Source organism: Bradyrhizobium sp. CCBAU 11386, assembly GCF_028128955.1.
In the GTDB taxonomy this organism is placed as follows: Bacteria; Pseudomonadota; Alphaproteobacteria; order Rhizobiales; family Xanthobacteraceae; genus Bradyrhizobium.
In genome coordinates this window covers 77,623-103,560 of sequence record NZ_LBKA01000260.1, presented here as the reverse complement: position 1 = coordinate 103,560, position 25,938 = coordinate 77,623, and the positions used below count along the sequence as shown (strand labels likewise).

Sequence of the window (25,938 nt, the reverse complement as noted above, 5' to 3'; positions counted from 1 at the left end):
CTGTTCGCTACGGCGGGTAGGATGGGTTTCGCTTTCGCTCTACCCATCCGACGAAACCTCACTCCACCCCGTACCAGCGCACCAGCCGCGGCGCGGCCCAGTCGGTCACGACGGATTCGATCAGCCAGCGTCCCGGTGAGGTCGCAGCGAACGCGATGCGCTGGGTCTGGCCGGGCTCGATCGCGAGCGTGTCCAGCCAGTAGGGCTTCCAGCCATCGTCGAGGCGGTCGAGCAGGCGGAAGTGGTGGCCGTGCAGGTGGAACACGGCGGTGAGGGGCGCGGGGTTCTTGAGGGTCAGCACGACGGTGCGGCCGGTCCTGGCGCGGAAGGCCGGCGCCGAGGAGGTGGAGAAATTCGCAGGCCGCGCCCAGCCGGTGTCGGGCGCACCGAGCGCGACATCGAACCGCAGGGCGCCCCTGAGGTCGAGCTGGTCGGGCAGGGCATTCGCAGGGAGCGGCTGTGGCGGCAACAGCGGCGCGCGCCGCTCCATCGTGCCGGAGATCGTGAGATTTCCGATCGGGCGCGCCTCCTTGCCGTCATGCAGCAGGAATGCGGCCGATGTGGCTGCATCCACAAAGGCGTCGGCACGCGCGCCGGGGGCCAGCACCAAGGCGCCGTTGCGGGCCGGGAACGGCTCGGCCGGCTGTCCGTCCAGGGCCATCACGCGGACGTCGTGACTTTCCAATTTGATTGCCAGAACAGTGCGTTGGGAGCCGTTGATAAAGCGCAACCGCAGCCGCTCATTGGCCGCGGCTGAGAGCTCGCATGAAGTCTGCCCGTTGATCGTATAGAGCGGGGTCGTGTCCTTCGGGTCGCGGCCTGGGGGCAGCGCTGTCCCATCCGGCCGCAGGCGCCATTCCTCGATCAGCAGGACCTCGTCACGATCGACGGCGACGCGGCTCGTCTCCTCCGCGATGATCGGAAGTGGGCGCGCCGGCTGCTTCAGGCCGTCCTCGAAGAGGCGAAAGTCGGTCAGCAGGGTTCCGGCGTTTGGTATTGAAATAATTGAAGTTTCAGTTGCATCCGGCGCTGTCGGCGCGCGCCCCCGCAGCGGGTCGGCCGCGGCCGGGCCGTTGAGGCCGTACCAGACTGGCGCAAGTGGCACAGGCAGGTCGTTACGGAACACCACCTCGCAGCGGTCGCCACGCTTGAGATGGACGCCCCTGGTGTGGCTTACGGCGGCCAGCTCCCAGATGGGTGTCGGCGGCTGACCCGGCCTCAAGGCCAGGGTCGCCAGGCGGGCCTGAAGGGCGAGCTGGGCGGTCACGGGCGGGACTGCGCCACCGGCCATCAACCCGGCCGCCGAGGCTCCAAGGCCGCCAAAAAGGCCGGCCAAAACCTCGCGCCGATTAGGGTCAAAGATCCGCGGTTTCATGGTCCGATCCGGACCACGCCGCGCTGGATAAGTCCAGCCATCGTGCCTACTTGAAGCCTGCCTCCATCAGGCCATTTTTTTGCTGCGAACAGTCAAGCACATGCTATAAGCCCGGCCGCCCGCGGCATCGCGGCCGGTCTTGATGCAAATTCACGCGGGCGTGGCGGAACTGGTAGACGCGCTGGATTTAGGTTCCAGTGACGAAAGTTGTGGGGGTTCGAGTCCCTCCGCCCGCACCAAGCGCTTTCAGCGTTTGCACGGATTACCGAAGGGCTGCTTCCTTACGGAGTGTTTCCGGCGGGAGCGGTCCGATGAACCACCGGCGTTGAGGCGTTCGCCTCGCGCCGGATCGATTAATGACAGCGTCCCGACGCGAGAGCGTGCCGGGACCGAACGAGAAGAAGATTGGACGCCATGCAGGTCACAGAAACCCTCTCGGAAGGTTTGAAGCACGAGTTCAAGATCAGCGTTCCCGCGTCTGATCTCGACGCCAAGGCCGGCGCCAAGCTCGTCGACCTCAAGGACAAGGTCCGCATCAACGGCTTCCGTCCCGGCAAGGTGCCGGTCGCTCACCTGAAGAAGGTCTATGGCCGCTCGGTGATGGCCGAGACCATCGACCAGACCATCCGCGACACCAACACGCAGCTGTTCTCCGAGCGCGGCTTCCGCCTTGCGACCGAGCCCAAGATCACGATGCCGAGCGAGCAGGCCGAGGTCGAGGAACTGCTGAGCGGCAAGACCGATCTGACCTACACGGTCGCGATCGAGGTGGTGCCGTCGATCGCGCTGGCCGACTTCAAGACCTTCCAGGTCGAGAAGCCCGTGGCTGACGTCACCGACACCGACGTCGACGAGGCGATCAAGCGCATCGCCGACAGCAACCGCGGCTATGCCGCGAAGGCCGAGGGCGCCAAGGCCGAGTCCGGCGACCGCGTCACCATCAACTTCAAGGGCACCATCAACGGCGAAGCCTTCGAAGGCGGCACCGGCGAGGGCATTCAGGTCGTGATCGGCTCCAACACCTTCATCCCCGGCTTCGAGGAGCAGCTCACCGGCATCGGCGCGGGCGAGACGCGCACGCTGAAAGTGTCGTTCCCCAAGAACTACATGAACGACAAGCTCGCCGGCCAGCCAGCCGAGTTCGAGACCACCGCGACCTCGATCGAAGCGCCGCAGGACATCGCGATCGACGACGAGTTCGCCAAGACGCTCGGCCTTGAATCGCTGGACAAGCTGAAGGAAGCCGCGCGCGAGCGTCTGGTTGCCGAGTTCGCGGGTGCGACGCGCCAGCGCGTCAAGCGTGCGCTGCTCGACCGTCTCGACGAGGCGCATCGTTTCGAGGCGCCGCCTTCGCTCGTCGACGAGGAGTTCAATCTGATGTGGAACTCGGTCAAGGCCGAGATGGACTCGGCCGGCAAGACCTTTGCCGACGAGGACACCACTGAAGACGCCGCCAAGGAAGAATACCGCAAGATCGCCGACCGCCGCGTGCGCCTCGGCCTCGTGCTCTCCGAGATCGGCGAGAAGAACAAGATCACCGTGACCGACGACGAGGTCGGCCGCGCCGTGATCGAGCGGGCGCGCCAGATGCCCGGCCGCGAGAAGGAAGTCTGGGACTATTACCGCAGCAACGCCCAGGCGCTGGCCCAGCTTCGTGCACCGATCTATGAGGACAAGGTCGTCGATTTCATCCTCGAGCTCGCCAACGTGACCGAGAAGAAGGTCTCGCGCGAGGACCTCTACAAGGACGACGAGGCGGAAAAGACCGCGGCCTGAAGGCTTTGAGACAGTCTTCTATTAAGGATGATCAGCGGAAGGGCCCGGCTAGCCATGTGGCTGGCTGGGCCTTTTTGCGAGAATCAGCTTCAAGTGCCCGGTGGATTAAGCCTTAATTCGCTCCGCACTTGTCTGGCGCGAATTGGGCTATATCTGTCGATACATCCTGTACCCGATCTTCTACCGCTACCAACTTCCTGCATCACGGGCGTCCATCGGCCTTCCGGCAAGATCCAGCCAAACTGGCAGCCAAGACTGGCGATGTCCGCCTCCGAAAACCCTAGGTGACTCATGCGCGATCCGGTTGAAACCTACATGAACCTCGTGCCCATGGTGGTCGAGCAGACCAACCGTGGCGAGCGCGCCTACGACATTTTCTCGCGCCTGCTGAAAGAGCGCATCATTTTCCTGACCGGACCGGTCGAGGACGGCATGTCGACGCTGGTCGTAGCGCAGCTGTTGTTCCTCGAGGCGGAAAATCCGAAGAAGGAAATCTCGATGTACATCAACTCGCCGGGCGGCGTGGTGACGTCGGGCCTTGCGATCTACGACACCATGCAGTTCATCCGCCCGCCGGTCTCGACGCTGTGCACGGGGCAGGCGGCCTCGATGGGCTCGCTGCTGCTCGCCGCCGGCGAGAAGGACATGCGCTTCTCGCTGCCGAACGCGCGCATCATGGTGCACCAGCCCTCCGGCGGTTTCCAGGGCCAGGCCACCGACATCATGCTGCACGCGCAGGAAATCCTGAACCTGAAGAAGCGGCTCAACGAGATCTACGTGAAGCACACCGGCCAGACCTACAAGACGATCGAGGATGCGCTGGAACGCGACAAGTTCCTGACAGCCAACGACGCCAAGGAGTTCGGCCTGGTCGACAGGGTCATCGACAAGCGCGCCGAAGAGCCGGCGGCAGCGAAGACCCAGTAGCACCACCGGTCGGCAACGGCGATCCCTCGGGGTCGCCGGGTACCTTCAGGGGAGCGTTCACGTTTAGGACTCGTGTGCGCGCCGCAAAACGCCGTTTTGCGCCCCGCGACAGGCAGAAAGTTCCGCTTTCGTGCTTGTTTTTCGTGGCAATCCAGCAACGCCGGGGTGATTTCGATCACTTCGCCCGTGCCAAGACCTGAAATCACGGTATTGTCACGGGTAGCCGGCGACCCCCGATTAGCGAATTCTTGATAGTCGGGTGACAGCATGGTTGGCTACGAATGATCCGCTATGATCGCGGGAGAATCGAGTGACCGTGATTCGCACGGGATGTAACGCGTAGGGTCTTTTTTGGTACGGAATTTGCTCTATTTGAGCTTCATACCGACCGGTGTGTCGGGATGGAGCGATCGAGCGGAACGAGATCGAACCGCGGACGGAGACATGAATGAGTAAGGTCGGCACGAGCGACTCCAAGAACACGCTATATTGCTCGTTCTGCGGCAAGAGCCAGCACGAAGTCCGCAAACTGATCGCGGGTCCCACGGTCTTCATCTGCGACGAGTGCGTCGAGCTTTGCATGGACATCATCCGCGAGGAGAACAAGTCCTCGCTGGTCAAGTCGCGCGACGGCATCCCGACGCCGAAGGAAATCTGCAAGGTGCTGGACGATTACGTGATCGGCCAGAGCCATGCGAAGAAGGTCCTGTCGGTCGCGGTGCACAACCACTACAAGCGCCTCAACCACCAGACCAAGCACAACGACGTCGAACTCGCGAAGTCGAACATCCTGCTGATCGGTCCGACTGGTTCGGGCAAGACGCTGCTCGCGCAGACGCTCGCCCGCATCCTGGACGTGCCGTTCACGATGGCGGACGCGACGACGCTGACCGAAGCCGGCTATGTCGGTGAGGACGTCGAGAACATCATCCTGAAGCTGCTCCAGTCCGCCGACTACAATGTCGAGCGCGCCCAGCGCGGCATCGTCTACATCGACGAAATCGACAAGATCAGCCGCAAGTCCGACAATCCCTCGATCACGCGCGACGTGTCGGGTGAGGGCGTGCAGCAGGCGCTGCTCAAGATCATGGAGGGCACGGTGGCTTCGGTCCCGCCGCAGGGCGGCCGCAAGCATCCGCAGCAGGAGTTCCTGCAGGTGGATACCACCAACATCCTGTTCATCTGCGGCGGTGCGTTCGCCGGCCTCGAGAAGATCATCTCGGCGCGCGGGCGGTCGACCTCGATCGGCTTCGGCGCCCAGGTGCTCGCGCCGGAGGACCGCCGTACCGGCGAGATCTTCCGTCACGTCGAGCCTGAGGATCTCCTGAAGTACGGCCTCATCCCCGAATTCGTCGGCCGTCTGCCGGTCGTGGCGACGCTCGAGGATCTGGACGAGACCTCGCTGAAGAAGATCCTGACCGAGCCGAAGAACGCGCTGGTGAAGCAGTACCAGCGCCTGTTCGAGATGGAGAACATCGAGCTGACCTTCGCCGACGAGGCGCTTGGCGCGGTCGCCCGCAAGGCGATCGAGCGCAAGACCGGCGCGCGTGGCCTGCGTTCGATCCTCGAGGCGATCCTGCTCGAGACCATGTTCGACCTGCCGGGTCTGGAAGGTGTGGAAGAAGTCGTGATTTCGCGCGAAGTCGTGGAAGGCACGGCCCGTCCGCTCTACATCTACGCCGATCGATCCGATCGTGCCGTCGAGAACGCCAGCGCCTGATTTGCGGCGCTGGAACGCTCCAATCGTCCTGAGAAGTGACGGCTGCGGAATGTATCTCCGCAGCCGACGTTGCGTCGCTTACCCGTGTGCGTAAGCGCCTGATGGCGCGCGTTTTTCAATGACTTGACACCCCCCCGGTCGATAGCCACCTAATGTCGGCGGCGAGCGTGAGTTCTCTTCAAGATTCGCCTCAGTTCCGATCCGGCAAGCCCGGTCCAACCATAGAATGGTAGACCGGTTTTGTGGATCACCTCGGCACCTTGTGGCGGTTGCGCATGAGCATGGCGGACTGCGTGCAGGGGGGCAAAGCAAAAGGAAAAGGCCATGACTAATCCAAAACCCCGGCCAACCATCGTCCATGGCGAGACGCACGCTTATCCCGTGCTTCCCTTGCGCGACATCGTCGTCTTCCCTCACATGATCGTGCCGCTCTTCGTCGGCCGCGAGAAGTCGATCCGCGCGCTCGAAGAGGTGATGAAGAACGACGCGCTGATCATGCTCGCAACGCAGAAGAACGCGTCCGACGATGATCCGGCGCCCGATGCGATCTACGAGACCGGTACGCTTGCCAGCGTGCTCCAGCTCCTGAAGCTTCCCGACGGCACCGTGAAGGTGCTGGTCGAAGGGCTCGAGCGTGCGCGCGTGCAGAAATACACCGATCGCGCCGATTATTACGAAGCGACCGCCATTGCGCTGGCCGATACCGATGCGAAGTCGGTCGAGGCGGAGGCGCTGGCGCGCTCGGTCGTGTCCGACTTCGAGAGCTACGTGAAGCTCAACAAGAAGATCTCGGCGGAGGTCGTCGGCGTCGTGCAGGCGATCACCGATTTCGCCAAGCTCGCCGACACCGTCGCCTCGCATCTCGCCGTCAAGATCGCGGATCGCCAGGGCATCCTGGAGACGCTGTCGGTCACCACGCGCCTCGAAAAGGTGCTGGGCCTGATGGAGAGCGAGATCTCGGTGCTCCAGGTCGAGAAGCGCATCCGCTCGCGCGTCAAGCGCCAGATGGAGAAGACCCAGCGCGAGTACTATCTCAACGAGCAGATGAAGGCGATCCAGAAGGAACTCGGCGACGACGACGGTCGCGACGAGCTCGCCGATCTCGAAGAGAAGATCTCCAAGACCAAGCTTTCCAAGGAAGCGCGCGAGAAGGCGCAGCACGAATTGAAGAAGCTGCGCCAGATGTCGCCGATGTCCGCGGAAGCGACCGTCGTGCGCAACTATCTGGATTGGCTGCTGTCGATCCCGTGGAACAAGAAGTCCAAGGTCAAGAAGGACCTGGAATCGGCGCAAGCCATCCTGGACTCCGATCACTACGGTCTGGAGAAGGTCAAGGAACGTATCGTCGAGTATCTCGCGGTGCAGTCGCGCGCCAACAAGCTGACGGGACCGATCCTGTGCCTCGTCGGACCTCCCGGCGTCGGCAAGACCTCGCTCGGCAAGTCGATCGCGAAGGCGACCGGGCGCGAGTTCGTGCGCGTCTCGCTCGGCGGCGTGCGCGACGAGGCCGAGATCCGCGGTCACCGCCGCACCTATATCGGCTCGATGCCCGGCAAGATCATCCAGTCGATGCGCAAGGCCAAGTCGTCCAATCCGCTGTTCCTGCTGGACGAGATCGACAAGATGGGCGCCGACTTCCGCGGCGATCCGTCCTCGGCTTTGCTCGAGGTCCTGGACCCCGAGCAGAACGGGACCTTCAACGACCACTATCTCGAGGTCGACTACGATCTGTCCAACGTGATGTTCATCACGACCGCGAATACGCTCAATATTCCGGGACCGCTGATGGACCGCATGGAGATCATCCGGATCGCGGGCTACACCGAGAACGAGAAGGTCGAGATCGCACGCAAGCACCTGATCCCGAACGCGGTGTCCAAGCATGGCCTGGACTCCAAGGAGTTCTCGATCGACGACGACGCGCTGCTGCTGCTGATCCGCCGCTACACCCGCGAAGCGGGCGTGCGTAACCTGGAGCGTGAGCTCTCCACACTCGCCCGCAAGGCGGTGAAGGAGCTCATGATCTCCAAGAAGAAGTCGGTCAAGGTCACCGAGAAGTCTCTCGAAGAGCTTCTGGGTGTGCCGAAGTACCGCTTCGGCGAGATCGAGAGCGAGCCGCAGGTCGGCATCGTCACCGGCCTTGCCTGGACCGATGTCGGCGGCGAGCTCTTGACCATCGAAGGCGTCATGATGCCGGGCAAGGGCAAGATGACGGTCACGGGCAACTTACGCGACGTGATGAAGGAATCGATCTCGGCGGCGGCGTCCTATGTCCGCTCGCGCGCGATCGTCTACGGCATCGAGCCGCCGCTGTTCGACCGGCGCGACATCCACGTGCACGTGCCGGAAGGCGCGACGCCGAAGGACGGTCCGTCGGCGGGCGTGGCGATGGCCACCGCGATCATCTCGGTCATGACCGGCATCCCGGTCCGCCACGATGTCGCGATGACCGGCGAGATCACGCTGCGCGGTCGTGTGCTGCCGATCGGCGGTCTGAAGGAGAAGCTGCTGGCCGCTGCCCGCGGCGGCATCAAGACGGTGCTGATCCCCGAGGACAACGCCAAGGATCTCACGGAGATTTCCGATGCGATCAAGGGCGGCATGGAGATCATTCCGGTCTCGCGGCTGGACGATGTCGTCGCCAAGGCGCTGGTGAGGAAGCCGGTGCCGATCGTCTGGGAAGAGGACACCAAGGTGACGGTGAAGCCGGACGGCGACGAAGCCGCCGGTGGCCTGACCGCTCACTGATCTCCAGCGAAAGATGATAAAACGGCGCCTTCGGGCGCCGTTTTTGTTTTGAGGCAAGGGAACGAGGGCGATGCGGATCGACGGGCAATGCCATTGCGGGCAGATCACCTTTGAGGCCGAGATCGACCCCGAGGCGGTCTCGATCTGCCACTGCCGGGACTGCCAGACGCTGACGGGATCGCCGTTCCGGGTCACCGCGATCTGTTCCGCCGGCGACGTCAGGCTCACCGGCGGAACCCCGAAAATCTACGGTAAGCGCGGCGACAACGGCCGGATGCGCTTCCAGCATTTTTGCGCCGACTGCGGTTCCCCGCTGTTCACCAGTGGCGAGCGCGACCAGGCCGACGATTGGGGCATCCGCTGGGGCAGCATCCGCCAGCGCGACGCTCTGAGGCCCAGCCGACAGATCTGGTGCCAGTCGGCGGCGGTATGGATCGACGCCGTGCCGGCGCTGCCGGGGAGGCCGGGGGATTGATGTTCCGTACTTGCCCACCGAGGGCGGGTAGGGATAAAGAGGCGGCGAGGGGCGGTTAGCTCAGCTGGTTAGAGCATCTCGTTTACACCGAGAGGGTCCGCGGTTCGAATCCGTGACCGCCCACCAGATGCGCTCGCTGATGCGGTCTATCCGGCCATCCGCATCGGGTTATGTGACCCCTGGTCAAGGGAGTGCTTCCAAGAGCGATGGTGTCGTGTTGGCCCATATGATGACGAAGAAATCCCATGGCTAAGGCATATATCTTCGGTGCGGGTGGCCATGCGCGCGTGATCGCCTCGTTCCTCGATGTTGCGCCCGTCTTTGTCGTTCGCAGCCTGGACGGCCAGGCGGCGCTGCCGGGAAGCATGATGTCCGAGGACGACTATTTCCGTGAGCTCCCGCCCGGGGATGCCTACCTTGGAATAGGGGCCAACCCGGTGCGCGAACTCTGTGCATCGCGCTTGCGGGCAGCCAAGGTGAATATGCCGCCGTGCGTCGCTCCGACGGCCTTTGTCGCGAGGGATGCCGAAATCGAGAGCGGCGCCGTGATTGGGGCCGGTGCTGTGATCGGCTCCAGAGCCCTGATCGGGCGTGACACCATCGTCAACACCCTTTCCAGCGTCGACCACGATTGTGTTCTCGGTGCGCTGTCCCAGGTGACGGTCGGCGTGACGTTCGGCGGCGGGGTCAGAGTTGGCGCCAATTGCTTCTTTGGCATGAAGAGCGGCGTCTTTCCGAACAGGATCATCGGCGACAATGTTCAGGTCATGGCTGGCAGCCTGATCAGTGCCGATGTCGAGCCGAATGTCATGATGGGCGGAAATCCGGCGCAACTCGTCAAGCGCATATGAGCGGGGGGCTCCAATGCAACAGCCTAGCGGACACGCAGAGAACGCCGACCAGATCGCCTATTGGAACGGGCCGAGCGGGCAGCGCTGGGCCGACCGCCACACGGCGCAGGAGAGCCTGCTCGGTCCCATTGCCGACGTGCTGATCGACCGTGCCAGGCCGAAGCCGGGGGAACGCGTTCTCGATGTCGGCTGCGGCTCCGGTGCGACGACGTTCGCGTTCGCCAAGGCGGTGGCGCCTGACGGATTTGCGCTCGGCCTCGACGTCTCCGAACCGATGCTGTCGCAGGCACGCGCGTTCGCGCCAAAGGGCCTGGCGCTCGAGTTCGTGCAGGCAGATGCGACGGTCCATCCGTTCGAGCCGGCGAGTTTTGATCTCTTGGCCTCGCGCTTCGGCGTCATGTTCTTCGCCGATCCCATCGCGTCCTTCACCAACCTCCGCCGCGCGCTGAAGCCGACGGGACGGCTCGCCTTCGCCTGCTGGCGCGAGCCGAAGGAAAACCCGTGGATGATGGCGCCGCTGATGGCGGTCTACAAACACGTGCCGAAGATGCCGCCGGTCGGGCCGGAGGAGCCGGGCCCGTTCGCCTTTGCATTGGAGGAGCGCGTGACGCGCATCCTGAAAGGTGCAGGCTTCGTCGATGTGGCGATGGAGCCGCACAATCTCGCGATGGATGTCGCGATCGGCGGTGGTCTCGATGCGGCCGTCGACGGCGCCTTGCAGATTGGCCCGGCCAGCCGCGCGCTCCAGGGCCATCCGCCGGAGACGTACCAGGCCGCAAAAGCCTCGATCCGCGAGATGCTGACGCCGTTCCTGAAGGGGCAGAGCGTGGCGCTGCAGGGGGCGATCTGGATCGTGACGGCGAAGGCGGCTTAAGGCGCGACTCTCACCGCGCCGTCATTGCGAGGGGCTCTTGCGACGAAGCAATCCAGAAATGTCTCCGCGGTGGTCGTCTGGATTGCTTCGCTTCGCTCGCAATGACGGTGTGGAGGCAGAATGCCTCACACCACATCATCCGGCGCCAGCGCGCAGCCATTGTCCGGATGCGTTTCCACCTGAAGCGTGGTGTGGCCGATGCGGAAGGTGGCCTTCAGCATCTGCGCCGTCTCCATCAGGAATGCATCGCCGCTACCTGCGGGCATGACGAGATGGCAGGTCAGCGCCGTCTCGGTGGTCGAGATCGGCCAGACATGGAGGTCGTGGATCCCTGAGACGCCCGGCCGCTCCAGCAGAAACATCCTGATCGCGGCGAGGTCAGTGCCCTTGGGCGCGGCCGCCATCGACATGTCGATGGAGCCGCGGAGCAGGCTGGTGGTGCTCCAGAGGATGGTGGCGCAGATGACGAGGCTGGTGACGGGATCGAGCCAGAGCCAGCCGGTCCAGATGATCAGCGCCGCCGAGACGACGACGCCGAGCGAAACCGCGGCATCGGCGGCCATGTGCAGATAGGCGCCTTCGATGTTGATGTCGTCCTTGCGTCCGCTCGCGAACAGCAGGGCGGTGAAACCATTGATGAGGATGCCGATGCCAGCGACCACCATTACGGTGACACCCGCGACCGGCTCCGGCTCGCGCAGGCGCAAGATCGCCTCCCAGCCGATCGCGCCGGTTGCGACCAGCAGGAACACCGCGTTGGCCAGTGCCGCCAGGATGGTGGAGGCGCGAAAGCCGTAGGTGAAGCGGCCGCTCGGCGCGCGCCGCGCCGCGATCGAGGCGCCCCAGGCTACGACCAGACCGAGCACGTCAGACAGATTATGGCCGGCATCTGCAAGCAGGGCGGTGGAGTTGCCGATGTAACCATAGACCGCTTCGGCCACGACCAGTGCGGTGTTGAGCGCGATGCCGATCGCAAACGCCTTGCCGAAGTTGGCGGGCGCGTGGATATGCGCGTGGCCAAAACCATGGTCATGACCATGGCTGTGGTCGTGACCATGATCATGCGAATGGCCGGCATGGTCATGATGGTGATGGCCGTGGTGGTCGTGGCTGCCCAAACCTAGCGCTCCCCGGAAGCCGCCAAATCAGGCGCCATTGTAGGCGTTTCGGTAGCCCCGTCACGCCGGAACAGCACGTAGAGCGCCGGCAGCACCAGCAGCGTCAGCACGGTCGAGGAGATGATGCCGCCGATCACCACGGTCGCAAGCGGCCGCTGCACCTCGGCGCCGGCACCTGTGGCGAGTGCCATCGGCACGAAGCCGAGCGAGGCGACGAGCGCGGTCATCAGCACCGGCCGCAGCCGGGTCAGTGCGCCCTCGCGCACGGCCTCCGCAATGGGCCGCCCCTCGCTGCGCAGCCGCTCGATGAAGGCGATGATGACGAGGCCGTTGAGCACGGCGACACCGGACAGCGCGATGAAGCCGACGCCGGCGCTGATCGACAGCGGGATGCCGCGCAGCAACAGCGCCGCGACGCCGCCGGTCAGCGCCAGCGGCACGCCGGAGAACACCAGCGCGGCATCCGCCGCCGATCCCATGCCCATGAACAGCAGCAGGAATACCAGCAGCAGCGCCACCGGCACCACGATGGTCAGCCGCTTGGTGGCGGAGACCAGCTGCTCGAACTGTCCGCCCCAGCCGATCCAGTAGCCGGGCGGCAGCTTGACCTTCTCTGCAACGACGGCCTGGGTCTCGGCGACGAAGGAGCGCAGATCGCGTCCCCTGACATTGGCCATCACGACGACGCGGCGCTTGCCGTTCTCGCGGCTGATCTGGTTCGGCCCGGGCGCGATCTCGATCGCCGCAACGGAGGACAGGGGGACGTAGCGCAGCGTCGTTCCCGATGCACCTGGCCAGGCGGTTTTGGTGACGGCCGCGGTATCCTCCCCCGGCGGCAGCGGGATCGGCAGCGACTTGATCGTGTCGGGGTTGGCACGCAGGCTTTCCGGCAGCCGCACCACGATGTCGAAGCGGCGATCTCCCTCGAACAGCTTTCCGACCGGCTTGCCGCCGATCGCGATCTCGACCAGGTTCTGCACCTCGCTCAGGCTGAGGCCGTAGCGCGACAGCGCCTGACGGTCGAGCCTGACGGTGAGGATCGGCAGGCCCGCGACCTGCTCGGTCTTGACGTCCGCGGCGCCCTCGATGCCGCGGACCACGCCGTTGACCTGCTGGGCGATGCCGGCGAGCACGTCGAGATCGTCGCCGAAGATCTTGACGCCGACGTCGCTGCGGATGCCGGCGATGAGCTCGTTGAAGCGCATCTGGATCGGCTGGGTCATGCCGTAGGCCGTGCCGGGCAGGGTGTTGGCGGCGCGTTCAAGTTCGGCGACCACCTCGTCCTTGGGCTTGCCCGGATCGGGCCATTCGTCGCGTGGTTTGAGCGTGACGTAGGTGTCGGTCATATTCGGCGGCATCGGATCGTTGGCGATCTCGGCGGTGCCGATCTTGGAGAAGATGGTCGCGACCTCCGGGACCTGCTTGATCGTCTTTTCCAGCCGGAGCTGCATGTCGACGCTCTGGGTCAGGCTGGTGCCGGGAATCCTTATGGTCTCGATGGTGATGTCGCCTTCGTCCAGGCTCGGAATGAATTCGCCGCCCATGCGCGTCGCGGCGAAGACGCTGCCGGCGACGATCAGTATGGCGCCAAACGCGACGCTGCCGCGGTAGCGGATGGACCGATCGAGCAGCGGCACATAGAATCGCTTGGCCGCTCGCATGAAGGCGTTCTCTGTCTCCGAGACCTTGCCGGTGACGACAATCGCCACCGCGGCCGGGACGAAGGTGATCGACAACAGCGCCGCGCCCGCGAGTGCCATCAGCACGGTCAGGGCCATCGGCGTGAACATCTTGCCCTCGGTCCCCGTCAGGGTCAGAACCGGCAGGTAGACCACGGCAATGATGAGCGTGCCGAACAGGCTCGGCTTGATGACCTCGCTGCTGGCGGCGCGGATCGTCTCCATCCGTTCCTCGAGCGACAGCAGCCGACCACGCCGGTGCTGTTCGGCAGCGAGCAGCCGCAGGCAGTTTTCGACGATGATGACCGCGCCGTCGACGATGATGCCGAAGTCGATCGCGCCGAGGCTCATCAGATTGGCGCTGACCTTGCTCTCGACCATGCCCGTGATCGTGAACAGCATCGACAGCGGGATGACGCAGGCCGTGATCAGCGCGGCGCGGATGTTGCCGAGGATCAGGAACAGCACCGCGATCACGAGCGCCGCGCCCTCGATGAGGTTCTTCTCGACGGTCTGGATGGTGGCTTCCACGAGATGCGTGCGGTCGTAGACGGCGCGCGCGATCACGCCGTCGGGGAGCGATTTCGCGATCTCCGTGAGCCTGGCCTTCACGCGCTGGGCCACGGTGCGGCTGTTCTCGCCGATCAGCAGCATGGCGGTGCCGAGCACGGTTTCGCTGCCGTTCGTTGTCGCAGCGCCCGAGCGCAGGTCCTGGCCTTCCTGGACGTCGGCGACATCGCGGATACGCACCGGCACGCCGCCGCGCGAGCCGATCACGATGTCGCGGATCTCCTCGATATTGGCGACCTGGCCGGGCGCGCGGACGAGATATTGCTCGCCGTTGCGCTCGATATAGCCGGCGCCGACATTGGCGTTGTTGGCGGCCAGTGCCGTCATGATATCGCGGAAGCCGAGCTTGTAGGCCATCAGGCGGCCGGGGATCGGCAGCACGTGGAATTGCCGCTCATGACCGCCGATCGAGTTGACCTCGATCACGCCGGGAATGGTGCGCAGCTGCGGCTTGATGATCCAGTCCTGGATGGTGCGCAGTTCCGTCGGCGTAAACTCGGCGCCGGACGGCGACTTCGCGCCGGCCTTGGCCTCGACCGAGTAGACATAGATCTCGCCGAGCCCGGTCGAGATCGGCCCCATAGCGACCTCGGTGCTTGCAGGCAGCTGGTCCTTTGCCTGCTGGATGCGCTCGTTGACGAGCTGGCGCGCAAAATAAATGTCGGTGCCGTCCTGGAATACGACGGTGACCTGGCTCAGGCCGTAGCGTGAGATCGAGCGGGTGTAGTCGAGCCTGGGCAGGCCGCCCATCGCGGTCTCGATCGGGAAGGTGATGCGCTGCTCGGCTTCGAGCGGCGACAGCCCCGGCGCACGCGTGTTGATCTGGACCTGGACGTTGGTGACGTCAGGCACCGCGTCGATCGGCAGGCGGGTGAAATTCCAGGCGCCGAAGGCGCCGGCCGCGAGCGCGAACAGGACCACGAGCCACCGTTGACGAATGGAGAAGCCTAGGAGGGCGTCAATCAAGGTCGGCGTCTCCCTTGCCCATCTCCGCCTTGACCACAAAACTGTTCTCGGCGACGTAGCGCTCGCCGACGGAGAGCCCTGCGCGGATCTCCACGAATTTCGGATCGGAGTCGCCGAGCTCCACCGGACGCGCCTCGATCTTGTCGCCGTCCTCGCGGACGAACACGATGGTCCTGTTCTCCAGCGTCTGGATCGCACTTCGGCGCACGGCAACTGCGACGTTGCGGGCGGCGAGGATCAGCCGCGCCGTGACGAACAGGCCGGGGCGAAGCCGGCCATCGGGATTTGGCAGCACCACGCGCGCCAGCGCGGTCTGGGTCTCGCTCGAGCCGATCGGTGCCATGTAGGAGATCGCGCCCTTGATCTCGCCGCGGCCATCGTCGGGATCGATCAGCACCTCGTCGTTGAGACGGACGCGCCGGAGGTCCTGCCGGTAGATCGACAGATCGACCCAGATGCTGGAGAGGTCGGCGACGACGAAGGCCGGTTTCTGCTCGGAGGCGTATTCGCCGAGCGAGATCTGCCGCTCGATGACGGTGCCGGCGATCGGCGCCTTCAGCTCATAGACGGTGAGGCTCTGGTTGCTCTCGATCGCGGCGAGCAGATCGTCCCTGGCGACCTTGTCGCCGATGCGCTTCTGGATCGATTTTGCGATTCCGGGAAAGCGGGGTGTGACCTGAACGACCGCCTCCTGGTTGGCGCGCAGGATGCCGTTGAAGGCCAGCGTGTCGGTCAGCGTGGCGCCCGCCGCCTCCGCCAGCGTGACGCCGGCGGCGGCCAGCTTGACGTCGGAGATGCGGATGCGGTCGGCGCCGTGCTCGTCCTGCTCGACATGGTCGTTTGGTTTCTCCGGCTTCTTGTCGGCGGCATGTTCGGTCGGTGCGACCCTGGCCGGCGCGAGCATGGCGTAGCCATAGGCGCCGAGCGCTGCGGTCACGATCGCGACGAGGATGGTGGAGGATGTCTTCATCGTGCGCCCTCCCGGGCCAGTGCAAAGGGATTGCCGACGAGACCTTCGATGGTCGCCACCCCGGCATGGAAATTCTGGAGCGCCTCCTGCTCGCGCAGCCGCGCCTGCGCGACGCTGGCCTGGGCATCGAGCACTTCGAGCAGGGTGAAGCGGCCCTGGCCGTAACCTTGCGAGATCGCTTCCGCGGCCTCAGTGGCTTTGGGGATGGCGGTCTCGCGCAGCACGGCGAGCTCGCGCAGCGAGCCCTGGAGCGAGTCATAGGCGCGGCCCGCAATCACGATCAGCGTGTTGCGGTTGGCCTCGCGCTCGGCCCTGGTCTTGGCGAGGCTTTCCTGCGCGGAGAGGATGTTGCCCTGGTTCTGGTCGAACACGGGGATCGGCACCGAGACGGTGAGGCGCGCCGCATCGTCATTGGTCTCGTTGAAATGGCGCCAGCCGGCCGCGATCCGCACGTCCGGATAGGGCTTGAGCCGCGCCATCAATAGTTCGGCATTGCGCTGGGCAAAGACCGCCGTCCAGCGCACCAGTTGCGGATTGGCATCGATGGCAGCGACGACCGACTGGAACGTGGGCGGGCGTCCCGTGGTGTCGAGCCGGCCGGAGACCTCGCCGAACTTCGCCGCAGCATCGCCCATCAGCACCGCAAGCTCGCGCCGGGCGCTCGCCAGCGTCACCTTGAAGCGCTCACGATCGGCCTTCACCAGGGCGGAAGCGACCTCGGCGCGGCCGGTCTCGGCCGGGGAGGAGGCGCCGGCCTCGACGCGGCGGCGGAGCAGCGGCGTCAGCCGGTCGATCGCGACAATTTGCTCGTCGAGGATCTGGATGCGCCGCTGCGCGCCGAGCACGCTCAGGAAGGCGATCGCAGTCTCCGACAGCACCTCCAACCTGACAGCCTTGCGCTGGATCGCGGCGACCTCGATGCCGGCCTGTCCGGCAGCGATCCTGGCGTCCCGCTTGCCGAACAGCTCGAAGGCCTGGCTGATCTGGAGCGTGGTCTCGGCCGATCGCGTGCCGCGATAGATGCCCGACCCGAATGAATTGTCCTGTTCATAAGACAGTTCCGGATTGAGAAGTGCGCCTGCCTGGATGCGTTGGCCCGTGGCAATGCCGACGTCGCGCTCCGCCGCCGTCAGGCGCGGGCTCGCGGCCAGCGCGCGCGAGAGCGCCGCGCGCATCGTCAGCGTCTGGGCGTGTGACGTCAGCACCAGGGCTGGGCTGATGAGAATAGCCGTCGCGCACGCGATGCGCGCGGCCAGTCGCCTGCAAAACATGAACAGAACCTGTGAAGGAGAACCGATGGGCGCGATGGGGCGCCCGGCTGATCCGTTCAGGTCAGGTGCTTGGGGGGAGGAGAGTCTGTATCGGGAGCGATGCCGGCGAGCGCCGGCTGCCGCTGCGGGACCGGCGCGGCCATCACGTCGGCCGCGGCTTCCGGTCGCACCGGTTGCACGACGGCGACGGAGAAGCAGCCGTGGCAGTGATGGCCGGCAAGCGCCTTGTGATCGCCATGCCCGGCCGTGCCGTCTTCGAGCATCGAGGCGATCTCCGAGCCGCCGGACGGGTTGGTGACATCGACGTCGTGGGCGCCGTGGAGCGCGCCCGAGAGAAGATACATGACCGCGACGAGCACAGCCACGAGCCCACGCCAGTTGCGCGTGGAGCTCAGTCTGAAGGGCCGGCGGTTCAGGACCACGAATTCACTCTCGCTGTCGGTTCGGCTGGCCTAGCATGGCGGCGGGAACAGTGTCGACCCGCAATAATGTTACGTGTGGGGAACTCAACGTCGCAGTTGCAGCTCACGATGCGACTGCGACCGGCTCGCAACATACGGCGGTTACGCGTTCATTCGGCGGCCTCCGGAATCTGCTCCGACGTGATGGCCACGTCGCCTGAATGCAGCCCAAAGCCCTTCACCAGCCCGAAGATCGCGGGGATCACGATCAGCGTCAGCAGCGTCGACGAGATCATGCCGCCGATCATCGGCACGGCAATCCGCTGCATGATCTCCGATCCCGTTCCGCTGCTCCACATGATCGGCAGCAGGCCGGCCATGATCGCAACCACCGTCATCATCTTCGGGCGGACGCGCTCGACCGCGCCTTCCATGATCGCCTTGTCGAGATCGTCGCGCGTCAGGGCGCGGCCCGCGCGTGCGCAGCGCGCTTTGGCCTCGGCGAGCGCCTGGTTGAGATAGATCAGCATCACCACGCCGGTCTCTGCCGCCACGCCCGCGAGTGCGATGAAACCGACCGCGACCGCGACCGAGAGGTTGAAGCCGAGCCACCACATCAGCCACAGTCCGCCGACGAGGGCAAAGGGCAGGGAGAGCATCACGATCAGGGTCTCGGTGATCGAGCGGAAGTTGAGATAGAGCAGCAGGAAGATGATCAGCAGCGTCACCGGCACCACGATCTTCAGCCGCGCGGTGGCGCGCTCCAGATATTCGTATTGCCCGCTCCAGACCACATAATAACCGGATGGGAACTGGACGCTCGCCTGCACCGCGACCCTCGCATCGGCGACATAGCCGCCGAGGTCGCGGTCGCGGATGTCGACGTAGATGTAGGTGGCGAGCTGTCCGTTCTCGGTCCGGACCGAGGTCGGCCCGCGCGCCGGCGTGACGCTCGCGACCTCGCCGAGTGGAACGGCGCCGCCGCCCGGCATCGGCACCAGGATGTCGCTGGCGATTGCCTTCGGATTGTCGCGCAGGTCGCGCGGATAGCGCATGTTGACGGTGAAGCGCTGCCGGCCCTCGACGGTCGTCGTCACCGTCTGGCCGCCGAGCGCGGTCGCAATCGTGTCCTGCACGTCCTGCACCATGATGCCGTAGCGCGACAGCGCCTCGCGGTCCGGCGTGATCTCGAGATAGTAGCCGCCGAGGCTCCGCTCGGCATAGGCCGAGGACGTGCCGGGCACCGCCTTGAGCACCTGCTCGATCTGCCGGGCCAGCCTGTCGATCCCGGCGAGATCGGTGCCCATGACCTTGACGCCAACGGGGGTGCGGATGCCGGTCGAGAGCATGTCGATGCGGGCCTTGATCGGCATGGTCCAGGCGTTGGAGACGCCCGGAAACTGCAGCGCCTTGTCCATCTCGGCGATCAGGCTGTCGATGGTCACGCCAGCGCGCCACTCGTTCTTCGGCTTGAGGTCGACGATGGTCTCGAACATCTCCGACGGCGCCGGATCGGTTGCGGTGGCCGCGCGACCGGCCTTGCCGTAGACCGAGGCGACTTCCGGAAACGAGCGGATGATGCGGTCCTGGGTCTGCATCAGCTCGGCCGCCTTGGTCACGGAAATGCCGGGAAGCGTCGTCGGCATGTAGAGCAGGGTGCCTTCGTTGAGGTTCGGCATGAACTCGGAACCGAGCCGGCCGGCCGGCCAGATCGAGGCGGCGAGCACGCCGAGCGCGAGCAGGATCACCGGGATCCGCGCCCGCAGCACGCCTGATATGACCGGCCGGTAGGTCCAGATCAGGAAACGGTTGATCGGGTTCTTGTGCTCCGGGATGATCCTGCCGCGAACGAAGATCACCATCAGCGCCGGCACCAGCGTGACCGACAGCAGCGCCGCCGCCGCCATCGCAAAAGTCTTGGTGAAGGCGAGCGGGCTGAACAGCCGGCCCTCCTGCGATTCCAGGGTGAAGATCGGCATGAACGAGACGGTGATGATCAGCAGGCTGAAGAACAGCGCCGGTCCGACCTCGGCGGCGGCCTCGATCAGGATCGCCACCCGCGAATGGCCGGGCTCGGCTCGCTCGAGATGCTTGTGCGCGTTCTCGATCATGACGATCGCGGCATCGATCATGGCGCCGATCGCGATCGCGATGCCGCCGAGGCTCATGATGTTGGAGCCGATCCCGAGCAGCTTCATCGCCCCGAACGCCATCAGCACCCCGACGGGGAGCATCAGGATGGCGACCAGCGCGCTGCGGACATGCAGCAGGAACACTATGCAGACCAGCGCCACCACGATGCTCTCCTCGAGCAGCGTGTGCCTGAGCGTCTCGATCGCGGCCTTGATCAGGTTGGAGCGGTCGTAGACCGGAACGATCTCCACCGATTTCGGCAGGCTGGTTGCGATCTCCCTGAATCGCTTCTTGACGCTCTCGATCACGTCGAGCGCGTTCATGCCGAAGCGCTGGAGCACGATGCCGCTCGCCACCTCGCCCTCGCCGTTGAGCTCGGCGATGCCGCGCCGCTCGTCCGGCCCGAGCTCGACGCGGGCGACGTCGCGCAGCTTGACCGGCGTTCCGTTGTCGGTCTTCAGCACGATGCTGCCGAGATCGTCGACGTTTTTCAGATAGCCCTTGCCGCGGATGACATATTCGAACTCGGAGAGCTCGACGGTGCGGCCGCCGACGTCGGCATTGCTGGCGCGGATGGCGTCGCGCATCTTCTGCATGGTGATGCCGAGGTCGCGCATGCGCTGCGGATCGAGGATGACGTTGTACTGCCTGACGAAGCCGCCGACGCTGGCGATCTCCGCCACGCCTTCGGCCTTGGCGAGGGCGAATTTCAGGTTCCAGTCCTGGATCGTCCGGGTCTCGGCGAGGTTCAGCTCCTTGGACATCACCGCGTATTGGTAGACCCAGCCGACGCCGGTGGCGTCAGGGCCGATCGTGGGCGCGACGCCGGCCGGCAGCCGTGCCGCGGCGCCGTTGAGGAATTCGAGCACGCGCGAACGGGCCCAGTAGATGTCGGTACCGTCCTCGAAGATGACGTAGACGAAGGAGACGCCGAAGAAGGAGAAGCCGCGCACCACCTTCGACTTCGGCACCGTCAGCATGGCGGTGGTGAGGGGATAGGTGACCTGGTCCTCGATCACCTGGGGCGCCTGACCCTGATATTCGGTGTAGACGATGACCTGGGTGTCGGAGAGATCAGGAATGGCGTCCAGCGGCAGATGGAGCAAGGCATAGAGGCCGGCAGCAGTGGCAAAGCCGGTGCCGAACAGCACCAGCAGCAGGTTGCGGGCCGACCAGGCGATGATGCGCGCGATCATGGCTTGCCTCCCATGGCGTGGCTGCCGTGCGCGTCAGTGCCTTGCGCGTTAGTGCCTTGGACGTTTGTGCCTTGGGCGTTGCCGCCTTCGGCAAGCCCCTTGAGGGCCGCCTTCAAATTGCTCTCGGCGTCGATCAGGAAGTTGGCGGAGGTGACGATCGTATCGCCCTCGGCAAGCCCGTCGCGGATTTCGACATAGCCGTCACCCCGGCGTCCGAGCTTCACCTCGCGCGGCTCGAAGCGGCCCTGTCCCTTGTCGACCAGAACGGCCTGGCGGCTGCCGGTGTCCAGCACTGCGCTTTCGGCGACCACCAGCACCGGCGCCGGATTGCCGGTATCGATCTCGGCATCGACATACATGTCGGGAAGCAGCGCGAGATCGGCGTTGGCGAGTTCGATCCGTATCCGGGCCGTACGCGTCTCCTTGTTCACCTGCGGATAGATGACGCTGATCCGGCCGCCAAAATCCCGGCCGGGATAGCTGCGCGCCCGCACCGTCACGGGCTGGCCGACGGCAATGCCGCCGAGGTCGCGCTCGGCGACGTCGACGATGGCCCACACCAGCGAGATGTCGGCGATGCGAAACAGGATGTCGCCGGGCTGCGCGCGCATGCCGTCGACCGCGTTACGCTGGAGCACGATGCCGTCGCGCGGCGACGACCATTGAATGGTGATCGGGACCGCGCGGCTTCGCTCCATCTCGGCGATGGCGGGCTCGGGAACGTCGAGATTGACCAGTCGCTGCCGCGAGCCGCGGCCGTAGGGTTCGATGCCCGCGGTCGCCTTCGACGTGATGGTCGCGAGATATTCGGCCGCGGCCGACGACACCGCTGGACTGTAGATCTCCATCAGCGGCTGCGCCTTGGTCACGCGGCTTCCGGTGGTGACGTCGGCAACCCTCTGCACGTAGCTCTCGGCGCGCATCGCGATCACCGAGACGCGGCGTTCGTCCAGCTGAATGGTACCGGGCGCGCGGACCAGCGTCCGCAGCCGGCGCAGTTCGGCCGGTTCGGATTTGACGCCGCTGCGCTGGATCTTGCCGGGCGAGAGCTTGACCGAGCCGTCGTCGCTGTCGTCGCCGTCATAGACGGGGATGTAATCCATCCCCATCGAATCCTTCTTCGGCACCGGCGAGGTGTCGGGCAGGCCCATCGGGTTGCGGTAATATTTGATCTTGCGATCAGCCTTGTGCTCGCCTTTGGGTTCGTCAGCATCGGACGTCGCCGGCACGGCGACATAGTCGCGGCCGTCCTCGGTCTTCTTCGGCGTCGGCGAATAGAGCGGCTTGCCGTCCGGGTCCTGATAATAGAGCGGGGCGGCCGCATCCGCTGCAATCGCCGCAGACAGGATCGGATCGCCATCCGCCGGCAAGAAGCTGCCGGCTAACAGCGCGGCGCCCGCCGCTGCGAGAAGCGCAGCGGCAGGGCCGGTGAGGCGGTTCTTGCTCATTGCTCGGCCGTGACGACGAGCTTGTTTTCGACCGTGCCGGTTTCGCCCTGCACCTTGGCGCCGAGCGAAAGCTGCCAGCGCCCGGCCATGCCGAAGGTGGCCTTGAAACGGTAGGTACCGGGCTCGCTGCCCGGCACCGGCGTGACCTTGGTGGCCATCTCCTGCATGCCGTCGGGCGCCATGTCGAGCCGGCTGGCGAAGACCACGGCATCCGGCACGGACTTGCCGGAGGCCTTGTTGACCAGTCGCACCGTCACGATGCGATCGGCGCCGGCCTTGACGGTCGGCTGCATGAGCTGGAATTCGTAGTTCTTGATTTCGGCGCGTGCGGAAGTCGCAAACGCGGCGGCGATCAGCGCAGCGATGGCGGCGCGCGCAACATTGGACGTTGTCATGATGTCAATTCCTCGATGGGTCTGATGGAGCCGCCGGGACCACGCGCAACGACGTGACGCGCGGCCAGACGGCAGGCAGCGATGCGTGCCGCTTCCGGCACGCATGTTCACCGGGCGCTGGGGCGCCGGTCAGACGATCGATCGAGGTGGATGATCCGGAGGTGGGCGGGTAAGGCCGTCGGCAATGGCATCATCGAGCGGCCGGAGCAGCTCGAGCGCACGCGGATCGAGAGTTGCCGTCACGACCGCCGGCCCAGCCTGCAACACCTTCAACATGCAGATCGCGAGGAGAGGGCAGTCCTGGCATTGCTTGCTGTCTTGCTGATCGGGACAGCAAGGCATGTCGGCCGACATGTCTTGCGCGTCGGTCACCTGCAGGTCGCTGGCCATCGGATGTCCCGCCGCCGCTGGCGTCACCAGCGGCGCAACCATCAGCCCCGCGGTCACGAGGACCGCGAGCACGAGCCTGAGGATGCGACGAGCAGTCATGGCGCGACACTCTCACACGGGAACAACATTGGAAAGTCCGGTGGTTCACGAGTGTGCGAGCAGGGCGCGTGGGTGGTTAACTGTCTCGAACGATCGCGGAGTACGATGCTACTGTGCGATGCCTCGCTGGACGGGGCATGCCAAACGCGGAAAGGCCCCAGCCCGGGGCTGACCGGCTGAGGCCTTTTGTGCTCACAATCTTCATCCTTGGGACTTGCATCACTAACGCGCCCCGCGCCGGCTCGTTCCGTGGGCTTGGAATTATTTTGCGCCCGTCATCCGGGCAGTCGCACAGAGGTCGTCATGCCCGGGCTTGTCCCGCCTGCGCGGCCAAAGCCGCTTCGGCGAGACAAGCCCGGCCATGACGTCGTGGAGGCTTTTGCGCCCGTTGCCGGGATTGGCGGCGTGCCTACGCCTTCTCCTCCCAGATCATGGCGAGATGGACGATTGTCTGCACCGCCTTCTCCATGTCCTGCCGGCTGACCCATTCCAGGCGCGAGTGGAATGCGTGCTCGCCGGCGAAGATGTTGGGGCAGGGCAGGCCCATGAAGGACAGGCGCGAGCCGTCAGTGCCGCCGCGGATCGCGGTGCGCATCGGCCGCAAGCCGGCGCGGCGGATCGCCTCGATGGCGTATTCGAGGATGTGCGGGTGACGGTCGATCACCTGCTTCATGTTGCGGTACTGCTCCCTGACCTCGAACGTGTAGGTCGAGCGCGGATAGTCCTTCATCACGTCCTTGACGATGTTCTCGAGCAGGACCTCCTTCTCCTTCAGGCCTTCCTCGGTGAAGTCGCGGACGATGAAGGAGAGCGTCGCCTGCTCGAGCGCGCCGTCGATGCTGATCGGATGCAGGAAGCCCTGCTTGCCTGACGTCGTCTCGGGCGAACAGCCTTCCTTCGGGAGCCGCTCGACGATGGCGGCCGCGATCTTGATCGCGTGCTCCATCTTGCCCTTGGCGTAGCCGGGATGGGCGCTGACACCGTTGATGGTGATGGTGGCGCCGTCGGCCGAGAAGGTCTCGTCCTCGACAGAGCCCGCGCTCTCGCCGTCCATGGTGTAGCCGAAATCGGCTCCCAGCTTCCTGATGTCGACGTTGTCGACGCCGCGGCCGATCTCTTCATCCGGCGTGAACAGGATCTTGATGGTGCCGTGCTTCACCTCAGGATTGTTGATGAAGAAATACGCGGCATCCATGATCTCGGCGACACCGGCCTTGTTGTCGGCCCCCAGCAGCGTGGTGCCGTCGGTGGTGATGATGTCGTTGCCGATCTGGTTCTTCAGCGCGGGATGCTCAGTGAAGCGGATCACCTGGCTGGTATCGCCCGGCAGAGTGATGTCGCCGCCGCGATAGTTCTTCACCATTTGCGGCTTCACGTCCTTGCCGGTGACGTCGGGCGAAGTGTCCATGTGCGAGCAGAAGCAGATCACCGGCACCTTCTTGTCGGTGTTGGCCGGGATCGTTCCGTAAACGTAGCCGTAGTCGTCGAGATGGGCATCCGCGACGCCCATGGCCTTCAGCTCGGTGACGAGGACGTGGCCGAGGTCCTTCTGCTTCTCGGTCGAAGGTGAGCTAGGGGATTCCGGATCGGACTGGGTGTCGATGGTGACGTAGCGCAGGAAGCGCTCGGTCACGGTATGCGTGAAGGTGAGGGAGGACATTTCTGGTCAAACCGCCGGGTCTTTTGGGGATGCAGGCGGGTATATCAGAAAAGCGGGGCTTTGATGCGGCCGGAACGATGCGGATCAGGTTTAACGAAACGTGAGCGGCCAGAGCGTTTTCGAGCGAAGTGGACACCGGTTCGCGTGAGGAAAACGCGTCAAAACAAGAATCTGGAGCCCGTTCCGATTCCATCGGAACGGAAATGGCTCTAGATCGCCTCTTTCAGTTCCTTGACCGGGCGGAACGCGACCTTCTTGCTGGCCTTGATGTGGATGGGCTCGCCGGTGGCGGGATTGCGGCCGGTGCGGGCGGCGCGCTTGCGGACCTGAAGGATACCCAGCCCCACGATCCGGACGCGGTCGCCCTTCTTCAGGTGCCTGGTGATCAGGTCGATCATGTCGGTGAGGACGGCCTCGGCGTGCTTCTTCGACAGGTCCTGGCTTTCCGCGATCTCGGCGGCGAGGTGCTTGAGGGTGATGGTGGCGGGAGCGGCTGCCTTCTTCGCCATGTCTGGCCTCCTGGGATGTCCATCGACAGGGAAACCCCGGAAAAGTCGGGGAAATGCTGGGGATCCCTCAAAGTCCTGGCAGGCCTAGACGATTCGGGCGCAGGCTGACTATGCCCCGGTTCCAGCCGACCGCCGGCACGGCCGCGAAAGGCATCGAGGAGTTCGGGCTAAGACTATGAAGGGATTGCCAAAATGGCGCGAGAGACGGGGCTCGAACCCGCGACCTCCGGCGTGACAGGCCGGCGCTCTAACCAACTGAGCTACTCCCGCGTGGTTCGCTGAAAGCGCGCGGAACGAGGGGGGACTTAAAGGCGGGACCTGGTGAAGTCAAGGACGTTGCGCTTCGTCAGGACGCATCGGCTAAGCATTGCTCTGGAAAACGAAAAA

General features: G+C 65.0%; 19 protein-coding genes and 3 tRNA genes. 9 read left to right on the top strand and 13 right to left on the bottom strand.

What is annotated here, in order from left to right:
* Nucleotides 1-58 precede the first annotated feature (58 nt).
* On the bottom strand, nt 59-1,375 hold the full coding sequence (locus XI09_RS42355) for a multicopper oxidase family protein (protein WP_271572247.1): 1,317 nt from the start codon (nt 1,373-1,375) through the stop codon (nt 59-61).
* Nucleotides 1,376-1,529: 154 nt separating this feature from the next.
* Between XI09_RS42355 and XI09_RS42350 the strand changes: the two genes are divergently transcribed.
* The 9 genes from XI09_RS42350 to XI09_RS42310 all read left to right on the top strand — a co-directional run bounded on the left by XI09_RS42350 (nt 1,530) and on the right by XI09_RS42310 (nt 10,746).
* Nucleotides 1,530-1,614: transfer RNA gene (locus tag XI09_RS42350), tRNA-Leu, on the top strand.
* A gap of 175 nt (nt 1,615-1,789) precedes the next feature.
* Nucleotides 1,790-3,151 carry a trigger factor gene (tig, locus tag XI09_RS42345; RefSeq protein WP_271572246.1) on the top strand — a complete coding sequence of 454 codons (1,362 nt, stop codon included), beginning with the start codon at nt 1,790-1,792 and terminating at the stop codon, nt 3,149-3,151.
* 291 nt (nt 3,152-3,442) lie between these two features.
* Nucleotides 3,443-4,078: an ATP-dependent Clp protease proteolytic subunit gene (locus XI09_RS42340; protein ID WP_011087708.1), complete on the top strand. Its 636-nt coding sequence runs from the start codon at nt 3,443-3,445 to the stop codon at nt 4,076-4,078.
* A gap of 448 nt (nt 4,079-4,526) precedes the next feature.
* Nucleotides 4,527-5,798, top strand: a complete 1,272-nt coding sequence (gene clpX / locus XI09_RS42335) for an ATP-dependent Clp protease ATP-binding subunit ClpX (RefSeq protein ID WP_025576640.1) — start codon at nt 4,527-4,529, stop codon at nt 5,796-5,798.
* 324 nt (nt 5,799-6,122) lie between these two features.
* On the top strand, nt 6,123-8,546 hold the full coding sequence (gene lon, locus XI09_RS42330; protein WP_271572245.1) for an endopeptidase La: 2,424 nt from the start codon (nt 6,123-6,125) through the stop codon (nt 8,544-8,546).
* Between the two features lie 70 nt (nt 8,547-8,616).
* Nucleotides 8,617-9,021: a GFA family protein gene (locus XI09_RS42325; protein ID WP_271572244.1), complete on the top strand. Its 405-nt coding sequence runs from the start codon at nt 8,617-8,619 to the stop codon at nt 9,019-9,021.
* Between the two features lie 49 nt (nt 9,022-9,070).
* A tRNA-Val gene (locus XI09_RS42320) sits at nt 9,071-9,147 on the top strand.
* A 161-nt stretch (nt 9,148-9,308) separates the two neighbouring features.
* A complete protein-coding gene (locus XI09_RS42315; protein WP_271572243.1) occupies nt 9,309-9,872 on the top strand; it encodes a DapH/DapD/GlmU-related protein in 564 nt (187 codons plus the stop codon).
* A 13-nt stretch (nt 9,873-9,885) separates the two neighbouring features.
* Nucleotides 9,886-10,746 (top strand): class I SAM-dependent methyltransferase, encoded by an 861-nt coding sequence (locus XI09_RS42310; protein WP_271572242.1) that lies wholly within the window; start codon nt 9,886-9,888, stop codon nt 10,744-10,746.
* Between the two features lie 125 nt (nt 10,747-10,871).
* Here XI09_RS42310 and XI09_RS42305 read toward each other — a convergent pair whose 3' ends face one another.
* From XI09_RS42305 to XI09_RS42250, 12 genes are all read right to left on the bottom strand, one after another.
* On the bottom strand, nt 10,872-11,864 hold the full coding sequence (locus tag XI09_RS42305) for a cation diffusion facilitator family transporter (protein ID WP_271572241.1): 993 nt from the start codon (nt 11,862-11,864) through the stop codon (nt 10,872-10,874).
* Nucleotides 11,865-11,866: 2 nt separating this feature from the next.
* Nucleotides 11,867-15,079, bottom strand: a complete 3,213-nt coding sequence (ihpC, locus tag XI09_RS42300; protein WP_271572240.1) for a divalent metal ion exporter subunit IhpC — start codon at nt 15,077-15,079, stop codon at nt 11,867-11,869.
* Nucleotides 15,072-16,049: a divalent metal ion exporter adaptor subunit IhpB gene (gene ihpB, locus XI09_RS42295; protein ID WP_271572239.1), complete on the bottom strand. Its 978-nt coding sequence runs from the start codon at nt 16,047-16,049 to the stop codon at nt 15,072-15,074. Before ihpB ends, ihpC begins: the two co-directional genes overlap by 8 nt.
* Nucleotides 16,046-17,320, bottom strand: coding sequence for a divalent metal ion exporter subunit IhpA (gene ihpA / locus XI09_RS42290; protein ID WP_271572238.1), 1,275 nt, complete (start codon nt 17,318-17,320; stop codon nt 16,046-16,048). Before ihpA ends, ihpB begins: the two co-directional genes overlap by 4 nt.
* Nucleotides 17,321-17,376: 56 nt before the next feature.
* Nucleotides 17,377-17,742, bottom strand: a complete 366-nt coding sequence (locus XI09_RS42285) for a hypothetical protein (protein ID WP_271572237.1) — start codon at nt 17,740-17,742, stop codon at nt 17,377-17,379.
* A gap of 149 nt (nt 17,743-17,891) precedes the next feature.
* A complete protein-coding gene (locus XI09_RS42280; protein ID WP_271572236.1) occupies nt 17,892-21,050 on the bottom strand; it encodes an efflux RND transporter permease subunit in 3,159 nt (1,052 codons plus the stop codon).
* Entirely contained in the window at nt 21,047-22,498 is a 1,452-nt protein-coding gene (locus XI09_RS42275; protein ID WP_271572235.1) for an efflux RND transporter periplasmic adaptor subunit, read from the bottom strand. Before XI09_RS42275 ends, XI09_RS42280 begins: the two co-directional genes overlap by 4 nt.
* The gene (locus XI09_RS42270) at nt 22,495-22,893 is read right to left on the bottom strand and encodes a FixH family protein (protein WP_271572234.1); all 399 of its coding nucleotides are present in this window, start codon (nt 22,891-22,893) and stop codon (nt 22,495-22,497) included. Before XI09_RS42270 ends, XI09_RS42275 begins: the two co-directional genes overlap by 4 nt.
* Before the next feature lie 129 nt (nt 22,894-23,022).
* Nucleotides 23,023-23,382, bottom strand: coding sequence for a hypothetical protein (locus XI09_RS42265; protein WP_271572233.1), 360 nt, complete (start codon nt 23,380-23,382; stop codon nt 23,023-23,025).
* A gap of 409 nt (nt 23,383-23,791) precedes the next feature.
* Entirely contained in the window at nt 23,792-25,042 is a 1,251-nt protein-coding gene (gene pepT / locus XI09_RS42260; protein ID WP_271572232.1) for a peptidase T, read from the bottom strand.
* A 209-nt stretch (nt 25,043-25,251) separates the two neighbouring features.
* Nucleotides 25,252-25,551, bottom strand: a complete 300-nt coding sequence (locus tag XI09_RS42255; RefSeq protein WP_271572231.1) for an HU family DNA-binding protein — start codon at nt 25,549-25,551, stop codon at nt 25,252-25,254.
* A gap of 193 nt (nt 25,552-25,744) precedes the next feature.
* Nucleotides 25,745-25,821, bottom strand: a tRNA-Asp gene (locus XI09_RS42250).
* Between the last annotated feature and the right edge of the window lie 117 nt (nt 25,822-25,938).

Bases quoted from the DNA above. Each gene is read 5' to 3' on its own strand.
- XI09_RS42310 (WP_271572242.1), top strand. From the start codon at position 9,886: ATGCAACAGCCTAGCGGACACGCAGAGAACGCCGACCAGATCGCCTAT.
- clpX (WP_025576640.1), top strand. From the start codon at position 4,527: ATGAGTAAGGTCGGCACGAGCGACTCCAAGAACACGCTATATTGCTCG.
- XI09_RS42280 (WP_271572236.1), bottom strand. From the start codon at position 21,050: ATGATCGCGCGCATCATCGCCTGGTCGGCCCGCAACCTGCTGCTGGTG.
- lon (WP_271572245.1), top strand. From the start codon at position 6,123: ATGACTAATCCAAAACCCCGGCCAACCATCGTCCATGGCGAGACGCAC.
- XI09_RS42340 (WP_011087708.1), top strand. From the start codon at position 3,443: ATGCGCGATCCGGTTGAAACCTACATGAACCTCGTGCCCATGGTGGTC.
- ihpA (WP_271572238.1), bottom strand. From the start codon at position 17,320: ATGTTTTGCAGGCGACTGGCCGCGCGCATCGCGTGCGCGACGGCTATT.
- ihpB (WP_271572239.1), bottom strand. From the start codon at position 16,049: ATGAAGACATCCTCCACCATCCTCGTCGCGATCGTGACCGCAGCGCTC.
- tig (WP_271572246.1), top strand. From the start codon at position 1,790: ATGCAGGTCACAGAAACCCTCTCGGAAGGTTTGAAGCACGAGTTCAAG.
- XI09_RS42275 (WP_271572235.1), bottom strand. From the start codon at position 22,498: ATGAGCAAGAACCGCCTCACCGGCCCTGCCGCTGCGCTTCTCGCAGCG.
- XI09_RS42265 (WP_271572233.1), bottom strand. From the start codon at position 23,382: ATGACTGCTCGTCGCATCCTCAGGCTCGTGCTCGCGGTCCTCGTGACC.
- XI09_RS42255 (WP_271572231.1), bottom strand. From the start codon at position 25,551: ATGGCGAAGAAGGCAGCCGCTCCCGCCACCATCACCCTCAAGCACCTC.
- XI09_RS42355 (WP_271572247.1), bottom strand. From the start codon at position 1,375: ATGAAACCGCGGATCTTTGACCCTAATCGGCGCGAGGTTTTGGCCGGC.
- pepT (WP_271572232.1), bottom strand. From the start codon at position 25,042: ATGTCCTCCCTCACCTTCACGCATACCGTGACCGAGCGCTTCCTGCGC.
- XI09_RS42325 (WP_271572244.1), top strand. From the start codon at position 8,617: ATGCGGATCGACGGGCAATGCCATTGCGGGCAGATCACCTTTGAGGCC.
- XI09_RS42270 (WP_271572234.1), bottom strand. From the start codon at position 22,893: ATGACAACGTCCAATGTTGCGCGCGCCGCCATCGCTGCGCTGATCGCC.